At 72.7% G+C, this 26045-nt stretch carries 21 protein-coding genes and 1 pseudogene; 6 read left to right on the top strand and 16 right to left on the bottom strand.

From position 1 onward, the window contains the following. The first annotated feature begins 259 nt into the window (after positions 1 to 259). From ACWC94_RS01205 to ACWC94_RS01195, 3 genes are read left to right on the top strand one after another with little or no spacing between them, the layout of a single operon-like run. Entirely contained in the window at positions 260 to 925 is a 666-nt protein-coding gene (locus ACWC94_RS01205) for a bifunctional DNA primase/polymerase (RefSeq protein WP_450794251.1), read from the top strand. Between the two features lie 54 nt (positions 926 to 979). After that, positions 980 to 1756: an ABC transporter ATP-binding protein gene (locus ACWC94_RS01200; protein ID WP_450794250.1), complete on the top strand. Its 777-nt coding sequence runs from the start codon at positions 980 to 982 to the stop codon at positions 1754 to 1756. Then, positions 1753 to 3339: a transporter gene (locus tag ACWC94_RS01195; protein ID WP_450794249.1), complete on the top strand. Its 1587-nt coding sequence runs from the start codon at positions 1753 to 1755 to the stop codon at positions 3337 to 3339. The genes ACWC94_RS01200 and ACWC94_RS01195 overlap by 4 nt, the downstream gene beginning before the upstream one ends. 59 nt (positions 3340 to 3398) lie before the next feature. Here ACWC94_RS01195 and ACWC94_RS01190 read toward each other — a convergent pair whose 3' ends face one another. After that, positions 3399 to 4295, bottom strand: coding sequence for an alpha/beta fold hydrolase (locus tag ACWC94_RS01190; protein ID WP_450794248.1), 897 nt, complete (start codon positions 4293 to 4295; stop codon positions 3399 to 3401). Positions 4296 to 4609: 314 nt separating this feature from the next. Next, on the bottom strand, positions 4610 to 5302 hold the full coding sequence (locus ACWC94_RS01185) for a metal-dependent transcriptional regulator (protein WP_031169316.1): 693 nt from the start codon (positions 5300 to 5302) through the stop codon (positions 4610 to 4612). A gap of 202 nt (positions 5303 to 5504) precedes the next feature. Here ACWC94_RS01185 and ACWC94_RS01180 point away from each other — a divergent pair, with 202 nt between their 5' ends. Beyond that, positions 5505 to 6260 carry an SIS domain-containing protein gene (locus tag ACWC94_RS01180; RefSeq protein WP_450794247.1) on the top strand — a complete coding sequence of 252 codons (756 nt, stop codon included), beginning with the start codon at positions 5505 to 5507 and terminating at the stop codon, positions 6258 to 6260. A gap of 406 nt (positions 6261 to 6666) precedes the next feature. Further along, positions 6667 to 8052 carry a PAS domain-containing protein gene (locus tag ACWC94_RS01175; RefSeq protein WP_450794246.1) on the top strand — a complete coding sequence of 462 codons (1386 nt, stop codon included), beginning with the start codon at positions 6667 to 6669 and terminating at the stop codon, positions 8050 to 8052. 18 nt (positions 8053 to 8070) lie between these two features. Here ACWC94_RS01175 and pdxH read toward each other — a convergent pair whose 3' ends face one another. Further along, positions 8071 to 8757, bottom strand: a complete 687-nt coding sequence (gene pdxH / locus ACWC94_RS01170) for a pyridoxamine 5'-phosphate oxidase (RefSeq protein ID WP_450794245.1) — start codon at positions 8755 to 8757, stop codon at positions 8071 to 8073. A gap of 193 nt (positions 8758 to 8950) precedes the next feature. Here pdxH and ACWC94_RS01165 point away from each other — a divergent pair, with 193 nt between their 5' ends. Further along, complete coding sequence (locus tag ACWC94_RS01165) at positions 8951 to 10051, top strand: citrate synthase 2 (protein WP_450794244.1); 1101 nt, start codon at positions 8951 to 8953, stop codon at positions 10049 to 10051. A gap of 120 nt (positions 10052 to 10171) precedes the next feature. On the opposite strand, the gene ACWC94_RS01160 is transcribed toward ACWC94_RS01165, so the two are convergent. The 13 genes and pseudogenes from ACWC94_RS01160 to ACWC94_RS01100 form a co-directional block, all read right to left on the bottom strand. Next, positions 10172 to 11206, bottom strand: coding sequence for an isopenicillin N synthase family dioxygenase (locus ACWC94_RS01160; RefSeq protein ID WP_450794243.1), 1035 nt, complete (start codon positions 11204 to 11206; stop codon positions 10172 to 10174). 245 nt (positions 11207 to 11451) lie between these two features. Beyond that, on the bottom strand, positions 11452 to 12051 hold the full coding sequence (locus ACWC94_RS01155) for a TetR/AcrR family transcriptional regulator (RefSeq protein ID WP_450794242.1): 600 nt from the start codon (positions 12049 to 12051) through the stop codon (positions 11452 to 11454). Positions 12052 to 12055: 4 nt separating this feature from the next. Beyond that, positions 12056 to 12793, bottom strand: a complete 738-nt coding sequence (locus ACWC94_RS01150) for an enoyl-CoA hydratase family protein (RefSeq protein ID WP_450794241.1) — start codon at positions 12791 to 12793, stop codon at positions 12056 to 12058. Then, positions 12790 to 14358, bottom strand: coding sequence for a 4-coumarate--CoA ligase family protein (locus ACWC94_RS01145; RefSeq protein ID WP_450794240.1), 1569 nt, complete (start codon positions 14356 to 14358; stop codon positions 12790 to 12792). The genes ACWC94_RS01150 and ACWC94_RS01145 overlap by 4 nt, the downstream gene beginning before the upstream one ends. A 26-nt stretch (positions 14359 to 14384) precedes the next feature. Beyond that, positions 14385 to 15575 (bottom strand): acyl-CoA dehydrogenase family protein, encoded by a 1191-nt coding sequence (locus ACWC94_RS01140; protein WP_450794239.1) that lies wholly within the window; start codon positions 15573 to 15575, stop codon positions 14385 to 14387. A 7-nt stretch (positions 15576 to 15582) separates the two neighbouring features. Further along, positions 15583 to 17427, bottom strand: a complete 1845-nt coding sequence (locus ACWC94_RS01135; RefSeq protein WP_450794238.1) for an ATP-binding protein — start codon at positions 17425 to 17427, stop codon at positions 15583 to 15585. Between the two features lie 5 nt (positions 17428 to 17432). Continuing rightward, positions 17433 to 19031, bottom strand: coding sequence for an acyl-CoA carboxylase subunit beta (locus tag ACWC94_RS01130; RefSeq protein ID WP_450794237.1), 1599 nt, complete (start codon positions 19029 to 19031; stop codon positions 17433 to 17435). Further along, the gene (locus ACWC94_RS01125; RefSeq protein WP_450794236.1) at positions 19028 to 20704 is read right to left on the bottom strand and encodes an acyclic terpene utilization AtuA family protein; all 1677 of its coding nucleotides are present in this window, start codon (positions 20702 to 20704) and stop codon (positions 19028 to 19030) included. Before ACWC94_RS01125 ends, ACWC94_RS01130 begins: the two co-directional genes overlap by 4 nt. Further along, positions 20701 to 21495: a TIGR03084 family metal-binding protein gene (locus ACWC94_RS01120; protein ID WP_450794235.1), complete on the bottom strand. Its 795-nt coding sequence runs from the start codon at positions 21493 to 21495 to the stop codon at positions 20701 to 20703. The genes ACWC94_RS01125 and ACWC94_RS01120 overlap by 4 nt, the downstream gene beginning before the upstream one ends. A 490-nt stretch (positions 21496 to 21985) precedes the next feature. Continuing rightward, a complete protein-coding gene (locus ACWC94_RS01115) occupies positions 21986 to 22231 on the bottom strand; it encodes a hypothetical protein (protein WP_450794234.1) in 246 nt (81 codons plus the stop codon). A 248-nt stretch (positions 22232 to 22479) separates the two neighbouring features. Next, positions 22480 to 23469, bottom strand: a complete 990-nt coding sequence (locus ACWC94_RS01110) for a hypothetical protein (protein WP_450794233.1) — start codon at positions 23467 to 23469, stop codon at positions 22480 to 22482. Between the two features lie 273 nt (positions 23470 to 23742). Then, on the bottom strand, positions 23743 to 24708 hold the full coding sequence (locus ACWC94_RS01105; protein WP_450794232.1) for an EamA family transporter: 966 nt from the start codon (positions 24706 to 24708) through the stop codon (positions 23743 to 23745). A 91-nt stretch (positions 24709 to 24799) separates the two neighbouring features. After that, a pseudogene (locus ACWC94_RS01100) lies at positions 24800 to 26035 on the bottom strand (ABC transporter ATP-binding protein); the annotation flags it as partial. Positions 26036 to 26045 lie beyond the last annotated feature (10 nt).

Here is a 26045-nt window from a genome sequence, read left to right as displayed (position 1 = left end):
ACCCCCTGCGTTGCGATCCCCTGGACGTGACCGGTTCCGGAAAGATCACTGCCCAGCTGACATACCGTCAATGCGCGACATGTGCGGTTTGCCGGGGTAACGACGGCCGCCAACCCCATCCCTGGCTACCCAGCCCACCCCGTGCTTCCTCCCGCGCGCCCCCACCCGTGCACCCATGCGCCCCGACTGCGGAACCGATGCTCCACCCCCGCGCGCACCGCAGCCGTAACTCCAGGTGGACGCGGGAGTTGAGAGGGGCGTGGAAGAGACGATCGCGGGCGCCCAGAACACTCAGATTGCCGGTCAGATTCCGCAGCAACGCGGGGAATCGCTGCTGGAGACCGCCGTACGCTACGCCGAGGAACGGCACTGGGACGTGTTCCCGGGCACCTGGCTGGAAGCGGTCGCCGGCCAGCAGCGCTGCTCGTGCAGCGACGCTTCCTGCCCTGCGCCGGGTGCGCACCCCGCGCGCCCCGACTGGGCGACCCAGGCGACCGGCAGCGCGACCGTCGCCCGCCGGATGTGGCAGCGGCAGCCGACGGCGTCGATCCTGCTGCCGACGGGGCGGACGTTCGACGCGTTGTCCGTCCCGGAGAGCGCGGGATTTCTGGCTCTCGCCCGGATGGAGCGGATGGAGCTGACCCTGGGACCGGTCACGCTGAGCCCGGACCGGCGGATGAACTTCTTCGTACTGCCCGGGGCGTCGGCGAAGGTCCCGGACCTGGTGCGGAAGTTGGGGTGGTCGCTTCCGTCCCTGGATCTGGTCGCCCTGGGCGAGGGGGCCTATGTGGCCGCGCCGCCCACCCGGTTCGGGTCCCGTGGGGCGGTGCAGTGGGCCTGCCGGCCCACCCCGGCGAACCGGTGGTTGCCGGACGCGGAGGAGTTGATCTCACCCCTCGCGTATGCGTGCGGCCGGGACCGGTGACGTGCGCGGTTCCCCGCGCCCCCGGGAACCCGCGGCCACCCGTACTGTGCATGCATGACCGAAGCCGCAGTACGCGTTCGAGGGCTCTGGAAGCAGTTCGGGCAGCAAGTCGCCGTCGGCGGGATCGATCTCGATCTGCCCGCAGGGAAGTTCATCGGGCTGGTCGGGCCCAACGGGGCCGGGAAGACCACGACGCTGTCCATGGTGACGGGGTTGCTGCGCCCCGATGCCGGGACCGTCGAGGTCGTCGGTCATGACGTGTGGCGGGATCCGGTGGCCGTCAAGGCGCGGATCGGGGTCCTCCCCGAGGGGCTGCGGCTGTTCGAGCGGCTGTCGGGGCGGGAGTTGCTCGGGTACGCGGGGCGGCTGCGCGGGATGCCGGGGGCCGAGGTCGACAAGCGGGCCACCCAGCTGCTGGACGTCCTCGACCTGGCCGGCGCCCAGCACAAGCTCGTCGTCGACTACTCGACCGGCATGCGCAAGAAGATCGGACTCGCCGCCGCCCTCCTGCACAATCCCGACGTGCTCTTCCTCGACGAGCCGTTCGAGGGCGTCGACCCGGTGTCCGCGCAGACCATCCGGGGCGTCCTCGAGCGGTACACGGCATCCGGAGCCACCGTCGTCTTCTCCTCCCACGTCATGGAGCTGGTCGAGTCGCTGTGCGACTGGGTGGCCGTGTTGGCGGCCGGGCGGATCCGCGCGACCGGCCCGCTGACCGAGGTGCGCGGCGCGCATCCCACGCTCCAGGGGGCGTTCCTGGAGCTGGTCGGGGCGAGCGGCCGGGACACCGGATCCGATCTGGACTGGCTGGGCGGCGGGGCGGCCCGATGACGGGCCTCACCTCCACCCTCGTCCGGCTGAAACTGTCGCTGCTGCGGGGCGGGCTGCGGCAGTCCGGGGGCCGGCGGGCCGCGTTCGTCGCCTCGGCGGTCGTCGCGGTCCTGTTCGCGCTGCTGCAACTGCTGGGACTGCTGGCGCTGCGCGGGCACCCGCACGCCGACGCCGTCGCCGTACCGGGAACAGCCGTACTGGCGCTGGGCTGGGCGGTGCTGCCGCTGTTCTTCCCGACCGGCGACGAGACGCTGGACCCGACCCGGCTGGTGATGCTTCCGCTGCGCCCCCGGCCGCTGGTCCGGGCGCTGCTCGCGGCCTCCCTGGTCGGCACCGGTCCGCTGTTCACCCTGCTGGTCCTCGCGGGCTGCGCGCTGTCCCTGGCGCACGGCGCGGCGGGCCTTCTCTGCGCCGTCGTCGCCGTCGGCCTCTCCCTGCTGGTCTGCGTGGCGCTGGCCCGGGCCGTCGCCACGGCCAACGTACGGCTGCTGACCAGCAGGAAGGGCCGCGATCTCGCCGTACTGAGCGGGCTGGTGATCGCGGTCGGGGCGCAGCTGGTCAACTTCGGCGCCCAGCACCTGGGTTCGGCCGGGCTGCGGCCTCTGCAGCCGGTCGCGGACGTGCTGTCCTGGGTGCCGCCCGCGTCGGCGGTGGCGGCGGTGCGCGCGGCGAGCGAGGGGTCGTACGGCATCGCGCTCGCCCAGCTCGCCGTCGCGGCGGCCGGGCTGGCGGCACTGATCACCGGGTGGGCACGGAGCCTCACCCGGCTGATGACCGCGCCCGACGCGTCCACGCTGCAGCCGGCCGATGCCGGGGGCAGCCGCCGCTCGGCCACCGGGCTCGCACGGCTGCTGCCGCGGGGCCGCACGGGTACGGTCATGGAACGCAGCCTGCGCTACCTCTGGCGGGATCCGAAGACCAAGGCCGCCTGGGTCACCGCGCTGGCGATCGGGCTGATCGTGCCGGTGTTCAACGCCGTGCAGGGCACCGGATCGGTCTACTTCGCGTGCTTCGCGGCCGGGATGCTGGGCATCCAGATGTACAACCAGTTCGGGCAGGACACCTCCGCTTTCTGGATGGTCGCCACGACCATCTCCTCACCCCGGGACGCCTACGCCGAGCTGCGCGGCCGTGCCCTCGCCCTGCTGCTGGTCACCCTGCCCTACGCGGCGCTCGTGACGGTCCTGACGACAGCGCTGCTGGGCGCCTGGGCGCGGCTGCCGGAGGTCCTGGGCCTGTCCTTCGCGCTGCTCGGGGCGATGCTCGCGACCGGCGCCTGGACCTCGGCCCGCTTCCCCTACTCCATCCCCCAGGAGGGCCACAAGAACGTCGCCCCGGGCCAGGCGGGCCTCGCCTGGATCTCCATCTTCGGCGGCATGGTCGCGGCGGCCCTGCTGTGCTCCCCCGTCATCGCCCTCACCATCTGGCTGAACGTGAGCGCGGACGGCAAGGGCTGGGTGTGGGTGCTCCTGCCCGTCGGGGCGGCGTACGGCGCGGGGGTGACCCTCATGGGCCTGCGCCTGGCAGCTCCGAGAACGGCAGCCCGCCTGCCGGAGATCCTGACGGCTGTCAGCAAGGGGTAGGGGGGCGAGAACCACCCACGGGGTCGCAGCCGCCGACGCGACACCGACCCGTCGGACTCTCACGCGCTCACGTTCCCGAGCATCCGGTCAAGAAACGGTTGGACGGCCGACCGCCAAGCCGACGGCAGTTCATAGTGCGCGAGGTGCCCGGCGTCGGAAACCTCCGCGTACTGCCCGGCCGGAAGCACCCGCACCATCTCCTGCGCCTCGGCCCGCCCCAGCTCCCCGTCCACCCCCCGCACCACCAGCGTCGGGCACCGCACCTGCGCCAGTTCCTCCCAGTGCGCGTCGTACACCCAGCTCTCCCGGGTGCGCAGCATCTGCTCCGGCTCGAACACGGGGCGCCAGCCGTCGGCGGACTCGTGCATGACCTCGGCGTAGAAGGCGCCGCGGGCAGGGCTCGGCCGCTCCACCCACGGATCGTCCGCACCGAACCACTTGCGTACGTCGGCGAGCGTGGCGAAGGGCACGGGCCAGGCCCTGAACCAGTCCGCCCACTCCCGCTGCGAGGCGGCCCCCAACGCGGAGGCCCGCATGTCGCAGATGATCAGACCCCGGACCAGATCCGGCCGCTTCGCGGCGAGCTGCCAGGCGGTCAGCGCGCCCATGGCGTGGCCGATGAGGAGGGCGGGGGCGAGACCGAGCTGTTCGATCGCGGCCTCGGCGTCCTCGACATAGGCCTCGCGGGTGTAGGCCGCCTGCGGGGGCTTCTCGCTCTGGCCGTGACCGCGCTGGTCGAGGGCGACGGCGCGGTGGCGGGCGGCGAGCCAGCGGGCGGTCGAGGCCCAGTGGGAGGCCCGGCCCATCAGGCCGTGAAGTAACAGCACGCCCGGACCGCCGGGCTCGGGGTCCGGCCGGCCGTCCGCCGCGTCGGGTCCCGTCTTGGGAGGGTCGGCGAACTCCCAGGCGGCCAGGCGCACACCGCCCGCTCCCGTCACGTCCATGCGCCGCGCCATGGGCCTGGCACCCCCCAGCTCCGCCTGCCTCGTACCGGTGTACTGCCGTACTCGTACTCGCTGCTGTCGCTGTCGAACTGCCGCCGCAGACTATCGAATGCTCATTCGAAAAATCTGTCTCTGCGGACAACACCCCTCATTCGAGTGACACCCCTCAAGGAATGATCGCCGCCGCCCAGGGGATCTTTTCTGGCGGGAGGCGGACCGCTCGGGGAAAAACGGTCCGAGGGGGATGACCCTGAGAGCTCGGGGCTCCGGGTCAGCACAGGGGAGGACAGGCCCCGGCGCCGCGAGGCGCCGGGGCCCTCCCCTGCTCAGCGCTTGGCGACGAACACATGCGAGGCCACGTCCGCCTCCAGCTCGGCCGCCTCGCCTCCACTGCCCACCAGCACACCGCCGGCCGACTCGGTCACGCTCACCACGGAGCCGGGCTGCACGCCCGCGCGCCGCAGCGTGTACATCAGCTGCGCGTCCGTCTGGATCGGCTCGCCGATACGGCGGACGACGACCGTCTTGCCGTCCGTGCCCGGATCCAGGTCGGCCAGCGAGACCATGCTCTCGTCCAGGAACGGGTCGGCGCCGTCCTTCTCGCCCAGCTCCTCCAGGCCCGGGATCGGGTTGCCGTACGGCGACTCGGTCGGGTGCCGCAGCAGCTCCAGCACCCGCCGCTCGACGGCCTCGCTCATCACGTGCTCCCAGCGGCAGGCCTCCGCGTGCACCTGCTCCCACTCCAGGCCGATCACGTCGACGAGGAGACACTCGGCCAGCCGGTGCTTGCGCATCACGCGCGTGGCGAGCCTTCTGCCCTCGTCGGTCAGCTCCAGATGACGGTCGCTGGCCACCGAGACCAGGCCGTCGCGCTCCATGCGCGCCACCGTCTGGCTCACCGTCGGCCCGCTCTGGTCGAGCCGCTCCGCGATGCGGGCGCGCATGGGGACGACGCCTTCCTCTTCGAGTTCGAGGATGGTGCGGAGATACATCTCCGTGGTGTCGATCAGTCCGGACATACGTGCCCCTCGATTACCTCTGCCGGCAGCCCGGCGCGTGCGCTGGCCCTGGCACCAATTCTGCCGGATCCCACTGACATCCGGGGGCCGCCGGGGAAACGGCCGGGGTTACCGTCCCGTCGGCCGCGCGGCGCCGTATTGACACCGCGCTGGTCCAGACCGCACGGTGATCCGCGACACAGACGCTGCGAAGGGGCACCGCATGAGCGACGGCACGCCTGCCGACCTGTTCTTCGACGCCGCCGTCACCCTGCTGCAACGGGTCCGCGAAGAGGAGGCCGAGTCGATCGCCGCGGCGGCCGCCCTCCTCGCCGACACCGTCGCCGCCGGCGGCCGCCTGTTCGCCTTCGGCGCCGGCCACTCCTCGCTGGCCGCCCAGGACGTCGTCTACCGCGCCGGCGGCCTCGCCCTGATGAACCTGCTCACCGTCCCCGGCGTCGTCGGCGTCGACGTCACCCCGGCCACCCTCGGCTCCGCCCTCGAACGCGTCGACGGCCTCGCGAGCGCCGTCCTCGACACCTCACCGCTCCGCTCCGGCGACGCCCTGGTGATCATCTCCCTCTCCGGGCGCAACGCCCTGCCCGTGGAGATGGCCACCGGCGCCCGCGCCCTCGGCGTGAAGGTGATCGGCGTCACCTCGGTCGCCTACGCCACGCAGACCACGTCCCGGCACGCCTCCGGCACCTTCCTCAAGGACCACTGCGATGTCGTCCTGGACTCGAAGATCGCGGTCGGCGACGCGGAACTCACCCTCGACACCATCCCGGCACCCTTCGCCCCCGCCTCCACGGTCGTCACCACCGCCCTGATACAGGCGGTCATGGCGACCACCGCCGCCACCCTCGCCGGCCGCGGCATCGAGCCCCCGCTCCTGCGCTCCGGCAACGTCGACGGCGGCCACGAGTGGAACGGCCGCGTGATGCGGGAGTACGGCGACCGGATCTTCTACCGGCGCTGAGACCGGCCCCGCGCACCGGTGGCGGGACCCGCGCAAACGCAGACGACCCGCGAGCTCGGGTCCTCCGCCTGTCGGCGGAGAAGCCGGCCGGACGTACCGGCGAGCTCGCGGGTCGGGTGGACTGCTTGGGATTGGGCCGGCTGCACGCCTGTCACGTGCTGGTCCGGCACCGCACTGGATGTGGTGGCGGACCGCTAGCCCGCAGCCACCTCACGCGTCCGGTTCTCATACATCTGCCGAACCACCTCCCTTCTCGTGTACCCCACACCCTAGGAAGCCGGCCGGAGACGCTCAACCCCTTTTTTGGCGCGCATTGACTCCCTCAATCTTGCGGGAACAGGATGTGGGCTGGGTCACGTTCCAGTTGAATGAAGGCCGGATGTAACGCAGCCTCCAGGGGGTCCAGGTGAGTGCTTCCCGGCGGAGTGGGACCACCGATGAGCTGGGGCCGGACGAGCCCGGTGAGTCCGGGGGCTCCGATCTGCTCGCCGCGCTGCTCGACGGCATGGACGCGGCACTGTGCGCCTTCGACGCGGACGGGGTCGTCACGCACTGGAACCGCGAGGCCGAGCGGATCCTCGGCTGGACGGCCGCCGAGGCGGTCGGGCGGCACGGGTTCGCCGGGTGGGCGGTGCGCCGTGCCGACGCCGAGGAGGTGCAGGCCCGGCTGATGTCGGCGATGCACGCGCCCGGGCGGCAGGTGCATGAGTTCGCGCTGGTGACGAAGGACGGCGGGCGGGTCCTCGTACGGACCCAGTCCGCCGCCGTGCGCGGGCCCGAGGGGAAGCCGGCCGGGGTGTACTGCGCGTTCAGCGAGGTGCACGCGCAGATCGATCTGGAGCGGTCGATCGCGCTGAGCGAGGCGCTGTTCGAGGACGCGGCGTGGGGGGTCGTACTGATCGACGCCGATCTGCGGCCGGCCGTCGTCAACGCGCACGCGGCCCGTGCCCTCGGGATCGGGCGTACGTCCGCGCTGGGCAGGCCGCTCGGCGAGCTGCTCGCGCAGGGCGTGGAGGAGCTGGAGGCCGCGCTCACCCATGTGCTGGCCGAGGGTGCGCCGCCCGCGCCCGCCGAGATGTGGGTGACCGTGCGCACCACGGAGGGCGAGCGGCGCTGCTGGCGGAACGGGTTCGTGCGGCTGGCCTCGCCGCTCGCGGAGGAACCGGTGCCCCTGGGTGTCGGCTGGCTGTTCCAGGACGTCACGGAGGCCAAGCAGGGTGAGCAGGAGGCGGCCCTGCTGCGGTTCCGTACGAACCAGTTGCACCGGGCCGCCCGCGCCGCCGCCGAGTGCGAGGACCCGGCCGAGGCGGCCGTCGTCCACCTGGACTTCGCCCTCGCCGGCTTCGCCGATCACGCGTTGATCGACCGTACGGCGCCCGCCCCGCACCCGGAGGGCGAGGAGCCGGCCGTACGGCTGGTGCGGCTCGCCGCGACACCCGCCGGAGCGCCGGGGCCGAGCGTGCTCACGGGCGCGGCCGGGCTGCCCGTGCGCTACGAGGCGGGTCATCCGGCGCTGCAGTGCGTGGAGCGGGCCGGGGCCGTGCGGGCGGACGCCGGGTCGGTCCCGGCGGAGCGGGCGCGGGAGTGGGCGCTGGCCCGGCAGTGGCCCGGGGACGCGGTGCACGCCCTGTGCGTGGTGCTGCGCAGCCGGGGGCGGACGCTGGGGGTGGTGACCTTCCTGCGCGGCTCGGGCCGCAGCCGCTTCGAGCGGTCCGACACGGCCTATGCGGAGGATGTGGCGGTCCGTATCGCGGCGGCGCTGGATCTGGCGGAGGCGCTGCGGGACACGTAGGCCTGCGGGTGGCTCGGGTCAGGGGCTGAGGCGTTCCACTGCCCAGTGGCCGTCGGCCTGAAGGACGTACCGCAGCCGGTCGTGGAGGCGGTTCTCGCGGCCCTGCCAGTACTCGAAGGTTTCCGGGGTGATGCGGTAGCCGCCCCAGTGCGGGGGGACGGGGACCTGTTCGCCTTCGGGGTAGCGGGCCTCCAGGTCGGCGTAGGCGGTGTCCAGTTCGGTGCGGGAGGCGATCACCGAGGACTGGGCACTGGCCCAGGCGCCCAGCTGGGAGCCGTGCGGGCGGCTGCGGAAGTAGGCGGCGGTCTCGTCGCGGCCGGTGCGGTGGGCGGTGCCGGTGACGATGACCTGGCGGGCGAGCGGGTGCCAGGGGAAGAGCAGGCAGATGTGCGGGTTCTCGGCGAGGTCGCGGGCCTTGCGGGAGTCGTAGTTGGTGTAGAAGACGAAGCCCTCGGTGTCGAACTGCTTCATCAGGACCGTGCGCGAGGTGGGGCGGCCCGCCGCGTCCGCCGTGGAGACGACCATCGCGTTGGGTTCGTAGACCGTGCCGTGCAGGGCCGCCCGGGCGGCGTCCTCGAACCAGCGGGCGAACTGGTCCATGGGGTGCGTGGCGAGGTCCTGTTCGGCGAGGCCCTCCGCCCGGTACTGCTTGCGCATGGCGGCGGGGTCGAGGACGGGGTCCAGGAGGGGTTCGCGGTCGGTCACGCGGTCATCTTGCCGTACGTGCGGTGCGTGCCGTCCAGACGTATCGGACGGGTCTGGCACTGAGTGTCGCGTGGGCTCCCCAAGTGTGACACTGGGGGTTATCGTGCTGGTTCCCTTGCGGTTTGGGTGACCACCGGCCGATCGGGGCATCACCGGGGTGACCGCCGCCGACCACATCACGAGGAGCCGCCTGATGTCCGATTTCGTACCCGGACTCGAGGGAGTCGTCGCGTTCGAGACGGAGATCGCCGAACCGGACAAGGAGGGCGGCGCCCTGCGCTACCGGGGCGTCGACATCGAGGACCTGGTGGGGCACGTCTCGTTCGGGAACGTGTGGGGGCTGCTGGTCGACGGCGCCTTCAACCCGGGTCTGCCGCCCGCCGAGCCGTTCCCGATCCCGGTGCACTCCGGGGACATCCGGGTGGACGTGCAGTCGGCGCTCGCCATGCTGGCGCCGGTGTGGGGACTGAAGCCGCTCCTCGACATCGACGAGCGGCAGGCGCGGGAGGACCTGGCCCGGGCCGCCGTCATGGCGCTGTCCTACGTCGCCCAGTCCGCGCGGGGGCAGACGCAGCCGATGGTGCCGCAGCGGGAGATCGACAAGGCGAAGTCGGTCGTGGAGCGGTTCATGATCCGCTGGCGGGGCGAGCCGGACCCCAAGCACGTCGCGGCCGTGGACGCGTACTGGACGTCCGCCGCGGAGCACGGCATGAACGCGTCCACGTTCACGGCGCGGGTGATCGCGTCGACGGGTGCCGATGTCGCCGCCGCGCTGTCGGGGGCGGTGGGCGCCATGTCCGGACCGCTGCACGGGGGTGCGCCGTCACGGGTGCTCGGGATGATCGAGGAGATCGAGCGGACCGGGGACGCGGAGGCGTACGTCAGGCAGGCCCTCGACCGGGGTGAGCGGCTGATGGGGTTCGGGCACCGGGTGTACCGGGCGGAGGACCCGCGGGCGCGGGTGCTGCGGCGTACGGCGCGGGAGCTGGGCGCACCGCGGTTCGAGGTCGCCGAGGCGTTGGAGAAGGCGGCGCTGGAGGAACTCCACAACCGGCGGCCGGACCGGGTGCTGGCCACCAACGTGGAGTTCTGGGCCGCGATCACGCTGGACTTCGCCGAGGTGCCGGCCCACATGTTCACGTCGATGTTCACGTGCGCGAGGACCGCCGGGTGGTCGGCGCACGTCCTGGAGCAGAAGCGGACGGGGAGGCTTGTGCGGCCGTCCGCGCGGTATGTGGGGCCCGGTCCGCGTCGGCCGGAGGACATCGAGGGGTACGGAGAGATCACCCGCTGAGAGGGGTGCCCGGGGCGCGGTGGCGGCTGCGGGCGCGTCGTGGATTCGCGCGCCCGCGCGGCGGAGTCGCAGGTCGATACGGCCCCGCGCCCCTGAGGACGGGCCCTGCGGGCCCGTCTTTCATACGGCGGTCAGCAACTGCGCGTGATGCCTCTCCGCCACCAGCGGGTGCGCCCTCAGTTTCCCTTTCAGCTCGTTGTAGCCGTACTCGGCGTACAGGGGGTTCGTCGGGTCCGTGGTGATGCCCGGGGCCTTCGACGCGTGCGGGAAGGGCAGGGGCTCGACCCTCGCGTCCAGGCGGGGGTTGTAGAAGAACGGGACCGAGAAGCGTTCCGTGGCTCCCGGTGGGCTCACCACGCGGTGGTTGGTGGCGAGGAGGTAGCCGTTGGTGGCGACCTCCAGGAGTTCGCCGAGGTTGACGACGAAGGCGCCGTCGATGGGCGGGACGTCGTGGAAACGGCCGTCCTCGCGCTGGACCTGGAGGCCGCCGACCGTGTCCTGCAGGAGCAGGGTCAGGAAGCCGTAGTCCTTGTGGGCGCCGACCCCCTGGTCGGTGCCGTCGCCCGCGCTGCCGGGGTAGCGGACGAGCTTGAGGTGCGGGTGGGCGTGGTCGCCGAAGACCGGGTCGTAGAAGTCGGCCGGGGCGCCGATGGCCGTGAGGAGTTCGTGCAGGAGGCGCTGGGCTACTGTGCTCAGCTTGTCGATCCAGGCCAGGGCCGCCGTGCGGAGTTCGGGCAGGGCCGCGGGCCACTGGTTGGGGCCCTGCAGCCACCAGTACGCGGGCTCCTGGGCGGCGGGGGCGCGGGCGGGGCGTTCGGCGCCTATGTCGAGCTGGTCGCGCCAGTCACGGGCGCCGGCGGTGCGTTCGTCGCCGGTGCGGGTGTAGCCGCGGAAATGGGGCGAGTTGATGTTGTCCAGGGCGAGGCGGTCGGCCTCGGGGAGGGCGAAGAAGGCGCGCATGGCGGTGAGCAGCGCGTCGGTCTCGGCCGGAGTCACGCCGTGTCCGACGAGTTGGAAGAAGCCGACGTCGTGCGCGGCGCTGTGCAGCTGGGCGTGGAGCAGTGCGCGGGCCTGGGGGCCGCGGTCGGCGGCCGACAGGTCGATCACGGGGAGCTGGTCGTACGACGAGGTCGTCGCCGGGGTGTGCGTCGTCATGGGTGCGTCCACAGGGGTGTGTGGGCCACGGGCAGGCCGCCGAGGGTAAGGGGCGGCGCCCAGGATGCCGTAAGAAGAGGAAGAAAAAAGGGGCTGAATCAGGCCGAATGGCGACAGCCCATGCTCGTGACGCGCACGTAGTCCACGTGGCGGCGTCGAACGAGCATCGGAAGCATGCGGCAAGGGTACTGCCCCCTGCCGGATACGGGTGTGGCCCACTTCACTGGCTCGGCACCGGCAGGGACTCAGCCCAGGGCCCGGTCCAGCAGGTCGGCCCACTGGGCGACGACGCGTTCCCGGCGGGCGGTGTCGTCGGTGAGGAGGTTGGCGAGGCCCAGGCCGCGGGCCATGTCGAGCAGGCCCTGGACGGTCTCGCGGACGCCGGGACGGGACTCGTCGGCGCCGAGGAGGTCGACGGCGATGCGGTGGGTCTCGCGGCCGACGCGGGCCTCCAGCTCGGTCACGCGCGTGCGCAGCTGGTCCTCGTCGGAGGCGGCGACCCACAGGTGAAGGGCGGCGCGGAAGAGGGGGCCGGTGTAGAGGTCGACCAGGGCCGAGACCACGGCACGGCGGTCGGCGGGGCCGGCCGGGAAGAGGGCCCGCAGGGCGGTGGAGCGCTCCTCGGCGACGTACTCGACGGCGGCCGTGAACAGGTCCTCGCGGGTCGGGAAGTGGTGCTGGGCGGCGCCGCGGGAGACGCCGGCGCGTTCGGCGACGACGGCCACGGTCGAGCCCGCCCAGCCGTAGTCGGCCAGGCAGGCCACGGCGGCCTCCAGGAGCCGCTGCCGGGTGGCCCGGCTGCGGTCCTGCTTGGGTACGCGGTCGCGTTCCACCGTCGTGCTCATGTGGTCACACCACCCATGCCGCATCCCGTCTTTCCAGGAAGGCCGTCATCCCCTCCTGGGCCTGCGCGGAGGAGAACAGCCGGGCCGAGAGCGCGGTCAGTTCCGCCGCGTCCCGGTCGAACGTTTCCAGCACCCTAGCCGTGAGCAGCCTTTTCGTCTCGGCCAGGGCCTCGGGGGAGGAGCGGCGCAGGCCGTCCAGGACGGGTGCGAGTGCCGCGTCGACGTCGTCGGCGGTCGTCGTGAGCAGGCCTGCGCGCACGGCCTCGACGGGGCCGAAGCGTTCGCCGGTGAGGTAGTAGCGCGCCAGGGCGCGGGGGTCGGCGCGGGGGACGACCGGCAGGGAGATCACCGCGGGAGCCACGCCGATGCGGACCTCGGTGAAGGCGAAGGTGGCCCGGGGCGAGGCGGCGGCGATGTCGCAGGCCGCCAGGAGGCCGAGGCCGCCGGCGCGGACGTGTCCGGTGACCCGGGCGACGACGGGTTTGGGCAGCTCGATGACCTGCCGCAGCAGGGCGACCAGCGCGTCCGGGTGGGGTGGGTCGCGCAGGTCGGCGCCGGCGCAGAAGGTGGTCCCGGTGTGCGTGAGGACGACGGCGCGGACGTCGGGGTCCTTGCCGCAGTCGGTGAGGGCGTTCGCGAGGCCGCCGACGAGTGCCGCGGAGAGCGCGTTACGGGTCTCGGTGGCGTCCAGGCTGAGGATTTCGACGGCACGCGCGCGCGTGCGGCCGATCGGTGCGCTCATGTGTGCTCCCTGAGCTGTCGGCGCAGGATCTTTCCGGAGGCGGCGCGGGGCACGGCGTGCAGGAAGGTGATCCGGCGCACGCGCTTGTACGGGGCGACGCGTTCGGCGACGTACAGCATGATCTCGTTCTCGGTCAGGTCCTCGGCGGCCTCGGCCCGGACGACGAAGGCGTGCGGGACCTCGTTGCCGTCGTCGTTGCGGGAGCCGATGACGGCGGCGTCGGCGATGCCGGGGTGGGTGAGCAGCAGGGCCTCCAGTTCGGCGGGGGCCACCTGGAAGCCCTTGTACTTGATGAGTTCCTTCACGCGGTCGACGACGAAGAGCCAGCCGTCCTCGTCCGCGTGGCCGACGTCGCCGGTGTGCAGCCAGCCGTCGGCGTCGATCATCTGGGCGGTGGCGTCGGGGCGGCCGAGGTAGCCCTTCATCACCTGGGGGCCGCGGATCAGGATCTCGCCGGCCTCGCCGGTGCCGAGGTCCTTGCCGGGGTCGTCGAGGGAGACGATCCGCATCTCGGTGCCGGCGATGAGCCTGCCGACGGTGCCCGCGGGGGCGTCGTGCAGCCGGTCGAGGGGGACGACGTGGGTGCCGGGGGACAGTTCCGTCATGCCGTAGGCCTGGCCGATCGGGGGCAGGCCGAGCCGCTGCGCGCAGGCGCGGGCGAGGGCGGCGTCCAGCGGGGCGGCGGCGCTCATGACGTACGTGAGGGAGGAGAGGTCGTAGCGGGTGACCGCGGGGTGCTTGGCGAGGGCGAGGACGATCGGCGGGGCGACGTACAGGCCGGTGATGCGGTGCTTCTCGATCGCGGCGAGGAAGGTCTCGAGGTCGAAGCGGGGCAGGACGACGACCGTGGCGCCCTTCCTCAGGGGCGCGTTCATCAGGGCGGTGAGGCCGTAGATGTGGAAGAGCGGCAGGACGGCGAGGATGCGCTCGTCCGGTCCGGTCGGGACGGCCGGCTCCAGCTGGGCGAGGTTGGTGGCGATCTGCCGGTGCGTGAGCATCACCCCCTTGGGGACGCCGGTGGTGCCGGAGGAGTACGGCAGCGCGGCGATGTCCTCGGCCGGGTCGATGGTGACGTGCGGTTCGGGGGCGGTGGTGGCGAGCATGTCGATCAGGGAGCGGTGCCCGGGCGCGCTGTCGCAGACGAAGATCTCCCGTACCCCGCCCGCGAGTTCGGCGGCGCGGCGGGCCGTCTCCAGCAGGGGTGAGACGGTGACGATCCAGCCGGCGCGGCTGTCGTGGAGCTGTTTGGCGAACTCCTCGGGCGTGGCGAGCGGGTGCACGGTGGTGACGGAGGCACCCGCGCGCGTGGCGGCGTAGAAGGCGGTCGGGAAGACGATGGTGTTGGGGCTGTGCAGGGCGAGGACGTCGCCCTTGCGGACGCCGGCGTCGGCGAGTGAGGCGGCGAGACGCCGGTGGAACCGGTCCACCTGCTCGTACGTGAGGGTGGTGCCGTCCGTGCCGTCGATGAGGGCGGGGCGGGCGCCGAAGCCGGCGGCGTGGCCCAGGACGGCGTCGTGGATGGGGAGCGCTACGGGCGGAACGTCTGCGTACTCGCTGCGGAACACGGTTCCTCCTCGTACGGCGGGGGAGATCAGTACGACTTGGGCAGGCCCAAGGTCTGATGGGAGACGTAGTTGAGAATCATCTCCCGGCTCACCGGAGCAATACGAGCCACGCGTGCGGCCGTTATCAACGAGGCGAGCCCGAATTCCCGTGTGAGCCCGTTGCCGCCGAGGGTGTGCACGGCCTGGTCGACGGCCTTCACACAGGCCTCCCCGGCCGCGTACTTGGCCATGTTGGCGGCCTCGCCCGCGCCGAGGTCGTCGCCGGTGTCGTAGAGGTGGGCCGCCTTCTGCATCATCAGCCGGGCCAGTTCCAGCTCGATGTGCGCCTGCGCCAGGGGGTGGGCGATCGCCTGGTGGGCGCCGATGGGCGTCTTCCAGACGGTGCGGTCGCGGGCGTACTCGACGGCCCTGGCGAGCGCGTACCGGCCCATTCCGACGGCGAAGGCCGCCGTCATGATGCGCTCGGGGTTGAGTCCGGCGAAGAGCTGCAGCAGCCCGGAGTCCTCTCCCCCGCTGCCGAAAGCGTGGGAGGTGTCCCCACCGACGAGCGCGTCCGCCGGCAGCCGTACGTCGTCCAGGACCAGCTCGAACTGCTTTTCCGCGGCGCCCAGTTCCATGTCGATCGGGCGTTTCTGGAAGCCCTCGGCGTCCGTGGGGACGATGAACAGGCAGGGTTTGAGGCGTCCGGTGCGGGCGTCTTCGGTGCGGCCGACGATGAGGACGGCGTCCGCCATGTCGACACCGGAGATGAAGACTTTGCGGCCGGTCAGGAGCCAGTCGGTGCCGTCGCGGCGGGCGGTGGTGGTGATGCGGTGGCTGTTGGAGCCGGCGTCGGGTTCGGTGATGCCGAAGGCCATGAGGCGGGTGCCGTCGGCGATCCCGGGGAGCCATGTCCGCTTCTGGGCCTGTGTGCCGAAGCGGGAGATGACCGTTCCGCAGATGGCCGGGGAGACGACGAGCATGAGGAGGGGGGAGCCCGCGGCACCCAGCTCCTCCAGGACTATGGCGAGTTCGGCGATGCCCGCTCCGCCGCCTCCGTATTCCACCGGGAGGTTGACGCCCAGGTAGCCGAGCTTTCCCGCCTCGGACCAGAGTGCGGCGGGGGGTTTGCCTTCGGCGACGGCCCGTACCAGGTAGGCCCGGCCATAGCGTTTGCCGAGGGCGGCCACCGCGGCGCGGAGGGCTTGGTGTTCTTCGGATTCGATGACGGACGTCATGGGGCTCCTAGGAAGAGAGTTCCTCGACTACGGCCAGCAGCGTTCCTGGCTCCACTTGCTGTCCGACGGCCACCGGCAGGGCCGTCAGCGTCCCCGTGACCGGTGCCGAGATCTGGTGCTGCATCTTCATCGCCTCCAGCCATATGAGGCCTTGGCCGGCCCGGACCGTTGCCCCTTGCGTCAGGCCCTCGGCGATGCGTACGACCGTGCCCGGCATGGGGGCCAGGAGAGAGCCGGGGGCGTGCTGGGCGGTGGGGTCGGGGAAGCGGGGCAGGACGGTCAGGCGGGTGGAGTTGACGTACACCTCGTCGCCGTACGCGGACACCTGGTACCGGCGCCGCACACCATCGGCTTCGAGGACGACCAGGTCCTTCCCGGTGTGCACGACCCGCACCCCGTCCGCCGCCGGACCCTGCCGGGTGTGCCGGTAGCGGACCTCGTGCTCCTGCCCCGCCATCCGGTACCGCTTGACCTGCGGCTGCGAGGGAACGTTGCGCCAGCCGCCGAAACGGGAGCGGCCGTGGGCGTCGGCGAGGGCGGCGGCCAGGGGGGCGTACGGGTCGGGGGCGGGCTCGGTGAGGTCGGCGAGGTGGCGGTCGTAGAAGCCGGTGTCCATCCGGCCACTCGTGAACTCCCGGTGGCGCAGCGAGCGCACCAGCAGGTCCCGGTTGGTGACCGGACCGTGGATCACCGCGCGCTCCAGGGCGCCCGCGAGTCTGCGGATGGCCTCCGCGCGCGTGGGGGCGTGTGCGACGGCCTTCGCGAGCAGGGGGTCGTAGTGGACGCCGATGTCGTCTCCGTCGCCGTAGCCGGTGTCGAGGCGGACGTCGGGGACCGTCAGGCGGTGCAGGGTGCCGGTCTGCGGGGCCCAGCCGTTCGCCGGGTCCTCGGCGTAGAGGCGGGCCTCGACGGCGTGGCCACGCGCGCGTGGAGGGTCGGTGGCGAGGGGGTGGCCCTCCGCGACGCGGATCTGTTCGGCGACCAGGTCGAGGCCGAACACGGCTTCCGTGACGGGGTGTTCGACCTGGAGGCGGGTGTTCATCTCCAGGAAGTGGGCCCTTCCGTCGGCCACCAGGAACTCCACCGTGCCCGCGCCGACGTACGCGACGGCGCGCGCGGCGCGTACGGCCAGCGCGCGCAGCTCCTCCTCGAGCTCCGCCGAGAGCCCGGGCGCCGGGGCCTCCTCGACGACCTTCTGGTGGCGGCGCTGGAGGGAGCAGTCGCGGGTGCCCAGCGCCCACACCGTGCCGTGCGCGTCGGCGAGCACCTGCACCTCGACGTGCCGGCCGTTCTCGACGTACGGCTCGACGAACACCTCGCCGTCGCCGAAGGCGCTCGCGGCCTCGGCGCGCGCGCCCTCCAGCGCGGCGCCCAGATCCTCCAGGCGGCGCACGACTCGCATCCCGCGCCCCCCGCCCCCGGCGGCCGCCTTCACCAGCACCGGCAGGTCGGACTCCCCCACCTCGGCCAGGGGCGCGAGCCCCATCAGCTTCTTCGCCCGCGTCTTGGACGCCATCGCCTCGATCGCCTCCGGGGGCGGGCCGATCCAGGTCAGACCGGCGTCGAGGACGGCGCGGGCGAAGTCGGGGTTCTCGGAGAGGAAGCCGTAGCCGGGGTGCACGGCGTCCGCGCCGGCGGCCAGGGCCGCCTTCACGACCAGGTCGCCGCGCAGATACGTCTCGGCGGGCGTCGCGCCCGGCAGCCGTACCGCGGTGTCGGCCACGCGCGCGTGGAGCGCGTTCTCGTCCGCGTCCGAGTGCACGGCGACCGTCCGGATCCCCCACTCACCACAGGTGCGGAAGATCCGGCAGGCGATCTCGCCGCGATTGGCGACCAACAGGGTCTGGATCATGGACCTCACATCCGGAAGACGCCGAAGCCGCCGCGCGCGCCCGCGTAGGGCGCGGTGTGGACGGCGGACAGGCACAGGCCGAGGACGGTGCGGGTGTCGCGCGGGTCGATGACGCCGTCGTCGTACAGCCGCCCGGACAGGAACATCGGCAGCGACTCGGACTCGATCTGCTGCTCCACCAGCGCGCGCAGGGCGGCGTCCGCGTCCTCGTCGTACGGCTGCCCCTTCGCCTCGGCCGACTGCCGGGCGACGATCGACAGCACGCCGGCGAGCTGCTGCGGGCCCATGACGGCGGACTTGGCGCTGGGCCAGGCGAACAGGAACCGGGGGTCGTAGGCGCGTCCGCACATGCCGTAGTGGCCGGCACCGTACGACGCCCCCATGAGGACGGACAGGTGCGGGACCCTGCTGTTGCTGACCGCGTTGATCATCATCGCGCCGTGCTTGATGATCCCGCCCTGCTCGTACTCCTTGCCGACCATGTAGCCGGTGGTGTTGTGCAGGAAGAGCAGCGGGATGTCGCGCTGGTTGGCGAGCTGGATGAACTGGGCGGCCTTCTGCGACTCCGCGCTGAACAGGACACCCTGCGCGTTGGCGAGGATCCCGACCGGGTAGCCGTGCAGGCTCGCCCAGCCGGTCACCAGACTGGTCCCGTACAGCGGCTTGAACTCGTCGAAGTCGGAGGCGTCGACGATCCGGGCGATGACCTCGCGCGGGTCGAAGGGGATCTTGAGGTCACCGGGGACGATGCCGAGGAGTTCGTCCGGGTCGTACCGGGGCGGCTCGGCCGGTCCGGGGTCCGGGTACGCCTTGCGGTGGTGGAGGCGGGCGACCACGCGCCGCGCCTGCCGCAGCGCGTCCGGCTCGTCCACGGCGAAGTAGTCGGCGAGGCCGGACACGCGCGCGTGCATCTCCGCGCCGCCCAGGGACTCGTCGTCGCTCTCCTCGCCGGTGGCCATCTTCACCAGCGGGGGCCCGCCGAGGAAGACCTTCGCCCGCTCCTTGACCATGATCACGTGGTCGGACATGCCGGGGATGTAGGCGCCCCCGGCGGTGGAGTTCCCGAAGACGACCGCGATCGTCGGGATCCCGGCCGCCGACAGCCGGGTGAGGTCGCGGAAGATCGCGCCGCCCGGGATGAAGATCTCCTTCTGCGACGGCAGGTCCGCCCCTCCGGACTCCACCAGGCTGATGCAGGGCAGCCGGTTGGCGAGGGCGATGTCGTTGGCGCGCAGGGCCTTCTTCAGGCTCCACGGATTGCTCGCGCCGCCGCGCACGGTGGGGTCGTTGGCGGTGATCAGGCACTCCACACCCTCGACCACGCCGATGCCGGTGACCAGCGAGGCGCCCACCGTGTAGTCGCTCCCCCAGGCGGCGAGCGGGGACAGTTCCAGGAACGGCGTGTCCGGGTCGAGCAGCAGCTCGATCCGCTCCCGTGCGAGCAACTTGCCGCGTGTGCGGTGCCTTTGCAGGTACTTCTCGCCGCCGCCCGCGAGCGCCTTGGCGTGTTCGGCGTCGAGTTCGGCGAGCTTGGCGAGCATGGCCTCGCGGTGGGCCCGGTGGTCGGGACCGCCCGGGTCCAGGGCCGAGGTCAGGGTGGTCACAGCAGGGCCTCCGGGATGTCCAGGTGGCGGGAGCGCAGCCATTCGCCGAGCGCCTTGGCCTGGGGGTCGAAGCGGTGCCGGGCGGCGACGCCCGCGCCGAGGATGCCCTCGACGACGAAGTTGACGGCGCGCAGGTGCGGCAGCACATGCCGGGTGACGGGCAGGTCCCGGCTCTCGGGGATCAGCTGCCGGAACCTTTCGGCGGTCAGCTCGTGCGCGAGCCACCGCCAGGCGTCCTCGGTACGGGCCCACACGCCGACGTTGGCGTTGCCGCCCTTGTCCCCGCTGCGGGCGCCGGCGACCAGCCCGAGCGGCGCGCGCCGGGTCGGACCGGCCGGCAGCGGCTCGGGCAGGGGCGGGGGCGGTACGTCGTCCAGGGCCTGCGTCTTGTGGGGCGGCGGCACGGGGACACGGCGGCCGTCGTGGAGAACAGCCCTATGGTCCACGGCACCATGGGGGACGTACGCATCCTCGAAGACCCCATAGGGGTCGCCCTTTCCGGGTGGGGACAGCACATGGAAGCCCGGGTAGCTGGCGAGCGCCAGCTCCACGGCGGCCCCGCTCAGCGCCCGCCCGACGACCCGCTCGTCCGGATCCCTTACGACGAGCCGCAGCAGGGCGCTCGCGGTCTCCTCGGTGTCGGCGTCGGCCCGGTCGGTGCGGACCAGGTCCCATCTCACCTCGGCCGGAGGCGACTCGGCGAGCGCGTCGGTGAGCTGCTCGCGCACCAGGTCCGCCTTCGCCTCGATGCCGAGCCCGGTGAGGACGAAGACGACCTCGTTGCGGAAGCCGCCGAGCCGGTTGAGGCCGACCTTGAGGGTCGGCGGCGGCGCCTCCCCGCGCACACCCTCGATCCGCACCCGGTCCCGGCCGACCTGGCTCAGCCGTACGGTGTCCAGCCGGGCGGTGACGTCCGGCCCGGCGTACCGGCCGCCACCGGTCTCGTACAGCAGCTGGGCGGTGACCGTGCCGACGTCGACCAGGCCCCCGGTGCCGGGGTGCTTGGTGATGACACTGCTGCCGTCGGCGTGGATCTCGGCGAGCGGGAAGCCGGGCCGGCGCATGTCGGCCTCCCGGAAGAACGCGTAGTTCCCGCCGGTGGCCTGCGTCCCGCACTCCAGTACGTGCCCGGCGACGACGGCGCCCGCGAGCCGGTCGTACTCCCCGGGCCGCCAGCCGAAGTGGGCGGCGGCGGGTCCGGTGACGAGGGCCGCGTCGGTCACGCGCCCGGTGACGACGATGTCCGCTCCGGCGCGCAGGCACTCGGCGATGCCGAAGCCGCCGAGGTAGGCGTGGGCGGCGAGGGCGCCGGGGTGGCGGGCGGTGAGGTCGTCCCCCTCGACATGCGCGACCCGGACGGGGATGCCGATCCGGTCGGCCGACTCCCGTACGGCGTCGGCGAGTCCGGCCGGGTTGAGTCCGCCCGCGTTGGTGACGATCTTCACGCCGCGCTCCCGGGCAAGGCCGAGGCAGTCCTCCAGCTGGCGCAGGAAGGTGCGGGCGTATCCGGCGGAGGGGTTTTTCAGACGGTCGCGGGCGAGGATCAGCATGGTGAGTTCGGCGAGGTAGTCGCCGGTGAGGACGTCCACCTCGCCACCGGTGAGCATCTCGCGCAGGGCGCCCGCCCGATCGCCGTAGAAGCCGGAGAAGTTGCCGATGCGCAGCACCGTCACGCCGGGGCCCCCTTCGGGGGGCGGCCGGTGCCGGGCGGGCCCGCGAAGGCCTGCGCGATGTCCAGCCAGCGGTCGGCTTCCGGGCCGACGGCGGTCAGGGCGAGGTCGGTGCGGTGGGCGCGCTGGGTGACGAGGAGGCAGAAGTCGAGGGCGGGGCCGGTGACGCGCTGCGGGGCGTCTTCCGGACCGTACGTCCAGACCTCTTGGGAGGGGGCGACGAGTTCGACGCGGAACGCGTCGGCCGGCGGGGTGAGCCCGTGGACGGTGTGGGCGAAGTCGCGGGTCCGCACCCCGAGCCGGGCCACATGCCTGAGCCGATCGGTGGGTGGGCGGACCACACCCAGCGCGTCGGCGATGTCCAGCCCATGGGCCCAGGTCTCCATAAGACGGGCCGTGGCCATTGAGGCGGCCGACATGGGAGGGCCGTACCAGGGGAAACGGGCGCCGGGTGGGGCGGCGCGCAGCGCCCGGTCGAGCGCGTCACGTCCTGCCCGCCACTCGGCCAGCAGCTCGGCGGGCGGGAGACGGGCGCCGTCCCGCGCACCCTGGTCCACGAACGAGTCGGGGGCGGTGAGCGCCTTCCCGACCAGCGCCCGGAAGGCGTCGGCGTCGGTGACGGCCAGCAGCGCCGAGCGGTCGGTCCAGGCGAGGTGGGCGATCTGGTGGGCGAGGGTCCAGCCCGGCGCGGGAGTGGGGAGCGTCCACTGTCCGGGGCTCAACCCGGCGGTGAGCCGGTCGAGTTCCTCGCTCTCCGCGCGCAGGTCGTCGATGACGGGCGTGGGGTCGGCCATGGGGGGAGCATGGCAGCGACCCCAGAAACAATCAAGCACGCTTGCATGAAAATGAGCGGCGGGGGTTCCGCCGCGGCGACGCTGTGCGGCGTACGTCGCAGAAGCCGGCGCCGGGGCGTTCCTCCGTGTCGGTGCGGGGTGGCGTCGCCGAGGAGCCGGCCCGGCACCGCGCAGGACGTCGTGCGCCCGGGACCGCCGCACGGCGGGTAGGTGCCCGGCATCACGTGCCCGCGGCCCGCGGCGTGCCGCCCCCCTCCTCCCTCGAGGTGCCCTGCGTTTCCCCGGCTCGCACGGGCGGTGGGCACACCGGTGCACGGAGTGCCGCCGCGTCGGGGCCGGATCCGGGGGCGAGCGGTTTTCGGTTGCGGTCGGCAGGGCGGTCAGGCAGAGGGATCCTGTCCCTGTTCCTGACCGCCCTGGGAATGGGTGGGTTGACTACTCTCATGTGCGGTTGTTCGGTTGGCGGAGGGGAACTACCGCCGGTTGTCGGTCAGTTGCAGAAGTTGAGCAGGTCGAGGAGGCCGTTGCCGCACTGGAAGTGCTCCCCGTCTCCGCCTCCGCCGCCGTGGCCGTAGGCTGGGGCGGCTTTCGTGGCGACGTGCGTGGCGGGCGTCGCGGCCACGGCGGATGTGGCGGTTGCCACCCCCGCCGCACAGGCGATGCCCACGGCGGCAGTCACCGCGAATACTCGCGGAATCCGGGAAACGACCTTCTTGGAGCGAGGTGTAGTGTTCATGAACTCACCATGCACACCCTCGCAACCAGTCGCTCGCCGAGCGCATCCGAGCGGGTGAGCCACCGTCAGGGACGGATCGGGCGCGTTTCCTGAGACCCGCCGGCCGCGCTACGCGGCACATCCCCCAGCGGGCCTCCTCCACCTTGTGCGCGCAGGGTGAGAGCTGGTCAGCGGAGTTGAACTGGCCGTGGCGGGACGTGGGTTGCCGTACGCCCCGCACCCGCGGCCCCGCACCAGGGACACCCCCGTCACTGGCCGACCAGCCGGACCGGGTGGTGCGGGTCACGCGGGCATACGGCGATGACCAGGCGGCCACGCCCCGGCGAGACCTCCGTGGGGCAGTACGCCCGTCCGGTGTCCGCGTCCCGTTGGTCCTCGTACGGGATCCAGCTCGTCGTGCCGGAGTCCCACTCATGGGACGCCACTGTGAGGAGCGGGAAGAGCTCCGTGCCACAAGCGGGGCAGTTCAGGGCCGCCGGGCCGGTGAGGTTCCAGGCGATGTGACCGCCGACCTTCCAGCCGGGGGCCGTGGAGAGGTCGCAGACATACCCCTCGCCTTCGTCCTCCGGTCCCGCCCACTCGGCGACACGGTCCTGCAGGGAGACGTCGAGGTCCTCGAACCAGGGAAGTTCGGTGATCTCCTCGGGGTGCAACACGCAGGGCGCCGGGACGAGTTCGGGACGGCCGACGACCTCGGGGACCGGCTGCCGGGCCGGAACCGCGCCGACGTCCTGCGAGTGGCGCCACCGCAGCTCCACATGGACCTCGTGGCGGCTGTCGCCGTGCCGTTCGTAGCCGCACCAGAACACCTGGAGCAGGTCTCCCAGCCCCAGGTCGGGCAGGCCGGGGACGTCCCGCCGGTACAGCTGGGCCACCGCGACCAGCGGGACGGGATCCGTGTCGGCGAGATGCGGGGCGTGCCGGCCGCGCTTGAACCCGGCCAGTTCCAGAGCTTCTTCGGGCGTGAACCCTGGTTCGTCACGCCGCTGGGCCCGCTCCTGGATCTCCCGCTCGCGCAGCACATCGGCGTACCGGTAGCCGCTGTGGCGCTGGTGCGCGACCGTGCACACCGGCCAGGGCTCGTCGGCGGGCCACAGCATCGGGCCGCCCGCCGAACTGTCGCCGGCCGTCGGGGTTCCGCGCCGGGGGTGCAGCCGTGTGGCCGGCCGCCGGGTCGCGGCGAGTTCGGGGAAGACCGCCTCGATGTCATGGGGGCGGGGCGGGGTGGTACGCGGCACGGTGGCGGTCCTCGTCAGCGGATGTCGTGGTCGGGGTGTTCCTCACGCCCGCAGGGGTGGAGGCCGGCGGGAGTGGGGGTTGGCTGTGCGGGGGTGACATGGAACTGCCTTCTCGTGGCGGCTGATCGTGCCGTCAAGGATCAAGCGTAGTCACCGATTGCGTGCCCCCGTGCGGGTGAGGGATCCGCGGGTGGCCGGCCCGCGGAGCCTCCCGGACCGACGCGCCCCGGTGGACCCGGCCGCCATTCGGCCGCGGGGTGCCGGGTCGGTGCGTCAGGCCTCCGGGGCCGGTTCCACTCTCGCCCCGCCCCGGCCCACCTGGGTGCGGACCGCTCCGATGCTCGCTGCGATGACCAGGGCGATGGCGCCCGCCTCCGCCAGGGACAGGGACTGGCCCAGGACGAGGAAGCCGGCCGTCGCCGCGAGAGCCGGTTCGAGGCTCATCAGGATCGCGAAGGTCGAGGCGGGCAGGCGGCGCAGGGCCAGGAGTTCGAGGGTGTAGGGGAGGACCGAGGAGAGCAGGGCCACCGCGGAGCCGAGGGCCAAGGTGGTGGGGTTCAGCAGGCGGGGGCCTGCCGCGGCCATGCCGATCGGGAGGAAGAGGAGGGCCGCGACCGCCATGGCCAGGGCCAGGCCGTCCGCCTGGGGGAAGCGGCGGCCCGTACGGGCGCTGAAGAGGATGTAGACCGCCCACATGGCTCCGGCGCCCAGGGCGAACGCGACACCGGTGGGGTCGAGGTTGCTGAAGCCTCCGCCGCCCAGCAGGAAGACGCCGAGCAGAGCCAGTCCCGCCCAGAGCGCGTTGATCGCGCGGCGGGAGGCCAGGACCGAGAGGGTCAGGGGGCCGAGGACCTCCAGGGTGACCGCCGGGCCCAGCGGGATACGGGCCACCGCCTCGTAGAAGAGGCCGTTCATCGCGCCCATGGCGACGCCGAACGCGATGACCGTGCCCCAGTCGGCGCGGGAGTGGCCGCGCAGCCGGGGGCGGCAGACCAGCAGGAGGACGACGGCCGCCGCGAGCAGGCGCAGGGTGACGACACCCGGTGCGCCGGCCCGGGGTATCAGCGTCACCGCGAGGGCGCCGCCGAACTGGACGGAGATACCGCCGGACAGGACCAGTCCGACCGGGCCGAGCGAGCCGAAGCGGCGCGGCCCTCGGACAGGGGTGACCGGGGTCTGCGTGGTGGTGCTGGAGGTGACGGTCACGGGCGGTCCTGGTGCTTGATCGGGTTCGTTCATCGCGATGTACTGCCAAGTCCAGGGTAGTGGACTTCGACAGGAGCGTGAACCCTTTACGGCACTGTCCCGGATGGTGGGACTCCAGCGGCTGTCAGATCCCGGGCCAGGGCTGCTCGTCGCGGAACAGGGGGCGGCCGTCGGGAAGGTGCGAGGGGGTGTTCCCGTGGTTCCCGTACTGCTCGTAGGCAGGGTGCGTCCAGTGACCCGCGGGGGCGTAGGTCACGTAGTCGTGGGCCGGCCGCGGCGCCTGCCCCTCCTCCCACAGCGGCATGCGCAGCTCACCGGTGTCCATCGTCGCGTTGTTCTGCGAGCGGTGCAGCCGTGCGTACGCCCCGCCCCGGGCGAGGAGTTCGTCATGGCGGCCGGCCTCCACGATCCGCCCCCGGTCGACGACGAGGATGCGGTCGGCGTCGGGGGCGAGGTTGAGATCGTGGGTGATCATGATCGTCGTACGGCCGGTCGTCAGGCGGCGCAGGGGCCTCACGACGCGGCGGGCGGCCATCGCGTCCAGGCCGGTCGTCGGCTCGTCCAGGACCAGGACGGGGGCGTCGCGCAGGATGGCGCGGGCGATGGCCAGACGCTGCAGCTGGCCGCCGGACAGACGGGCCGAGTGGGGGTCCACCTGCGTGTCGTAACCGTCGGGCAGCCGCACGATGAAGTCGTGGGCGTCCGCCGCCCGCGCCGCCTCCTCGATCGCCTGGTCGCTGGCGCCGGGCCGGCCGCAGGCTATGTTGGCGCGCACCGTGTCGTGCAGCACCAGGGTCTCCTGGGGGAGCAGTGTGACGTACTCACGCAGGCGTGCCAGGGGGAAGTCGCGGAGCGGTACGCCGTCGAGCAGGACGTCGCCCGCGTCCGGGTCGTAGAAGCGGAGCAGGAGCTTGGACACCGTGGACTTGCCCGCGCCGCTCGGGCCGGTGACGATCACCAGCTCGCCGGGGCGGACCGAGAAGGACAGCCCTTCGAGGGCGCTTGCTTCCGCACCCGGGTAGCGGAAGGTCACGTCCCGGACCTCGACGGTTCCGTCCGGGCGGCCCGTGTCCGAAGGGTGCCGCGGGTCGGCGACCGACGGACGGACGTCCAGGATCTCGATGAGCCGCTCGGCACCCGCCGTGGCTGCCGTGACGGTCAGACCCAGCTGGGCGAGGCCGCGTACCGGCGGATAGAGGTAGCCGAGGAAGGCGGCGAAGGCGAGGAGCCGGCCGAGGGTCATCCGGCCCGTGGAGATCTCCCAGGCGCCGATGCCGATCACGGCGAGCACGCACACCGTCTCGATGACCTGGACGAGCTGTTCGTAGGCCTCGTTCAGCCGGGTGGAACGCACCGACGAACCGAGTGCC

The organism is Streptomyces sp. NPDC001135 (genome assembly GCF_053598395.1).
The sequence above is the reverse complement of the archived record's forward strand: the minus strand, read 5'-3'. Positions and strand labels throughout refer to the sequence as shown.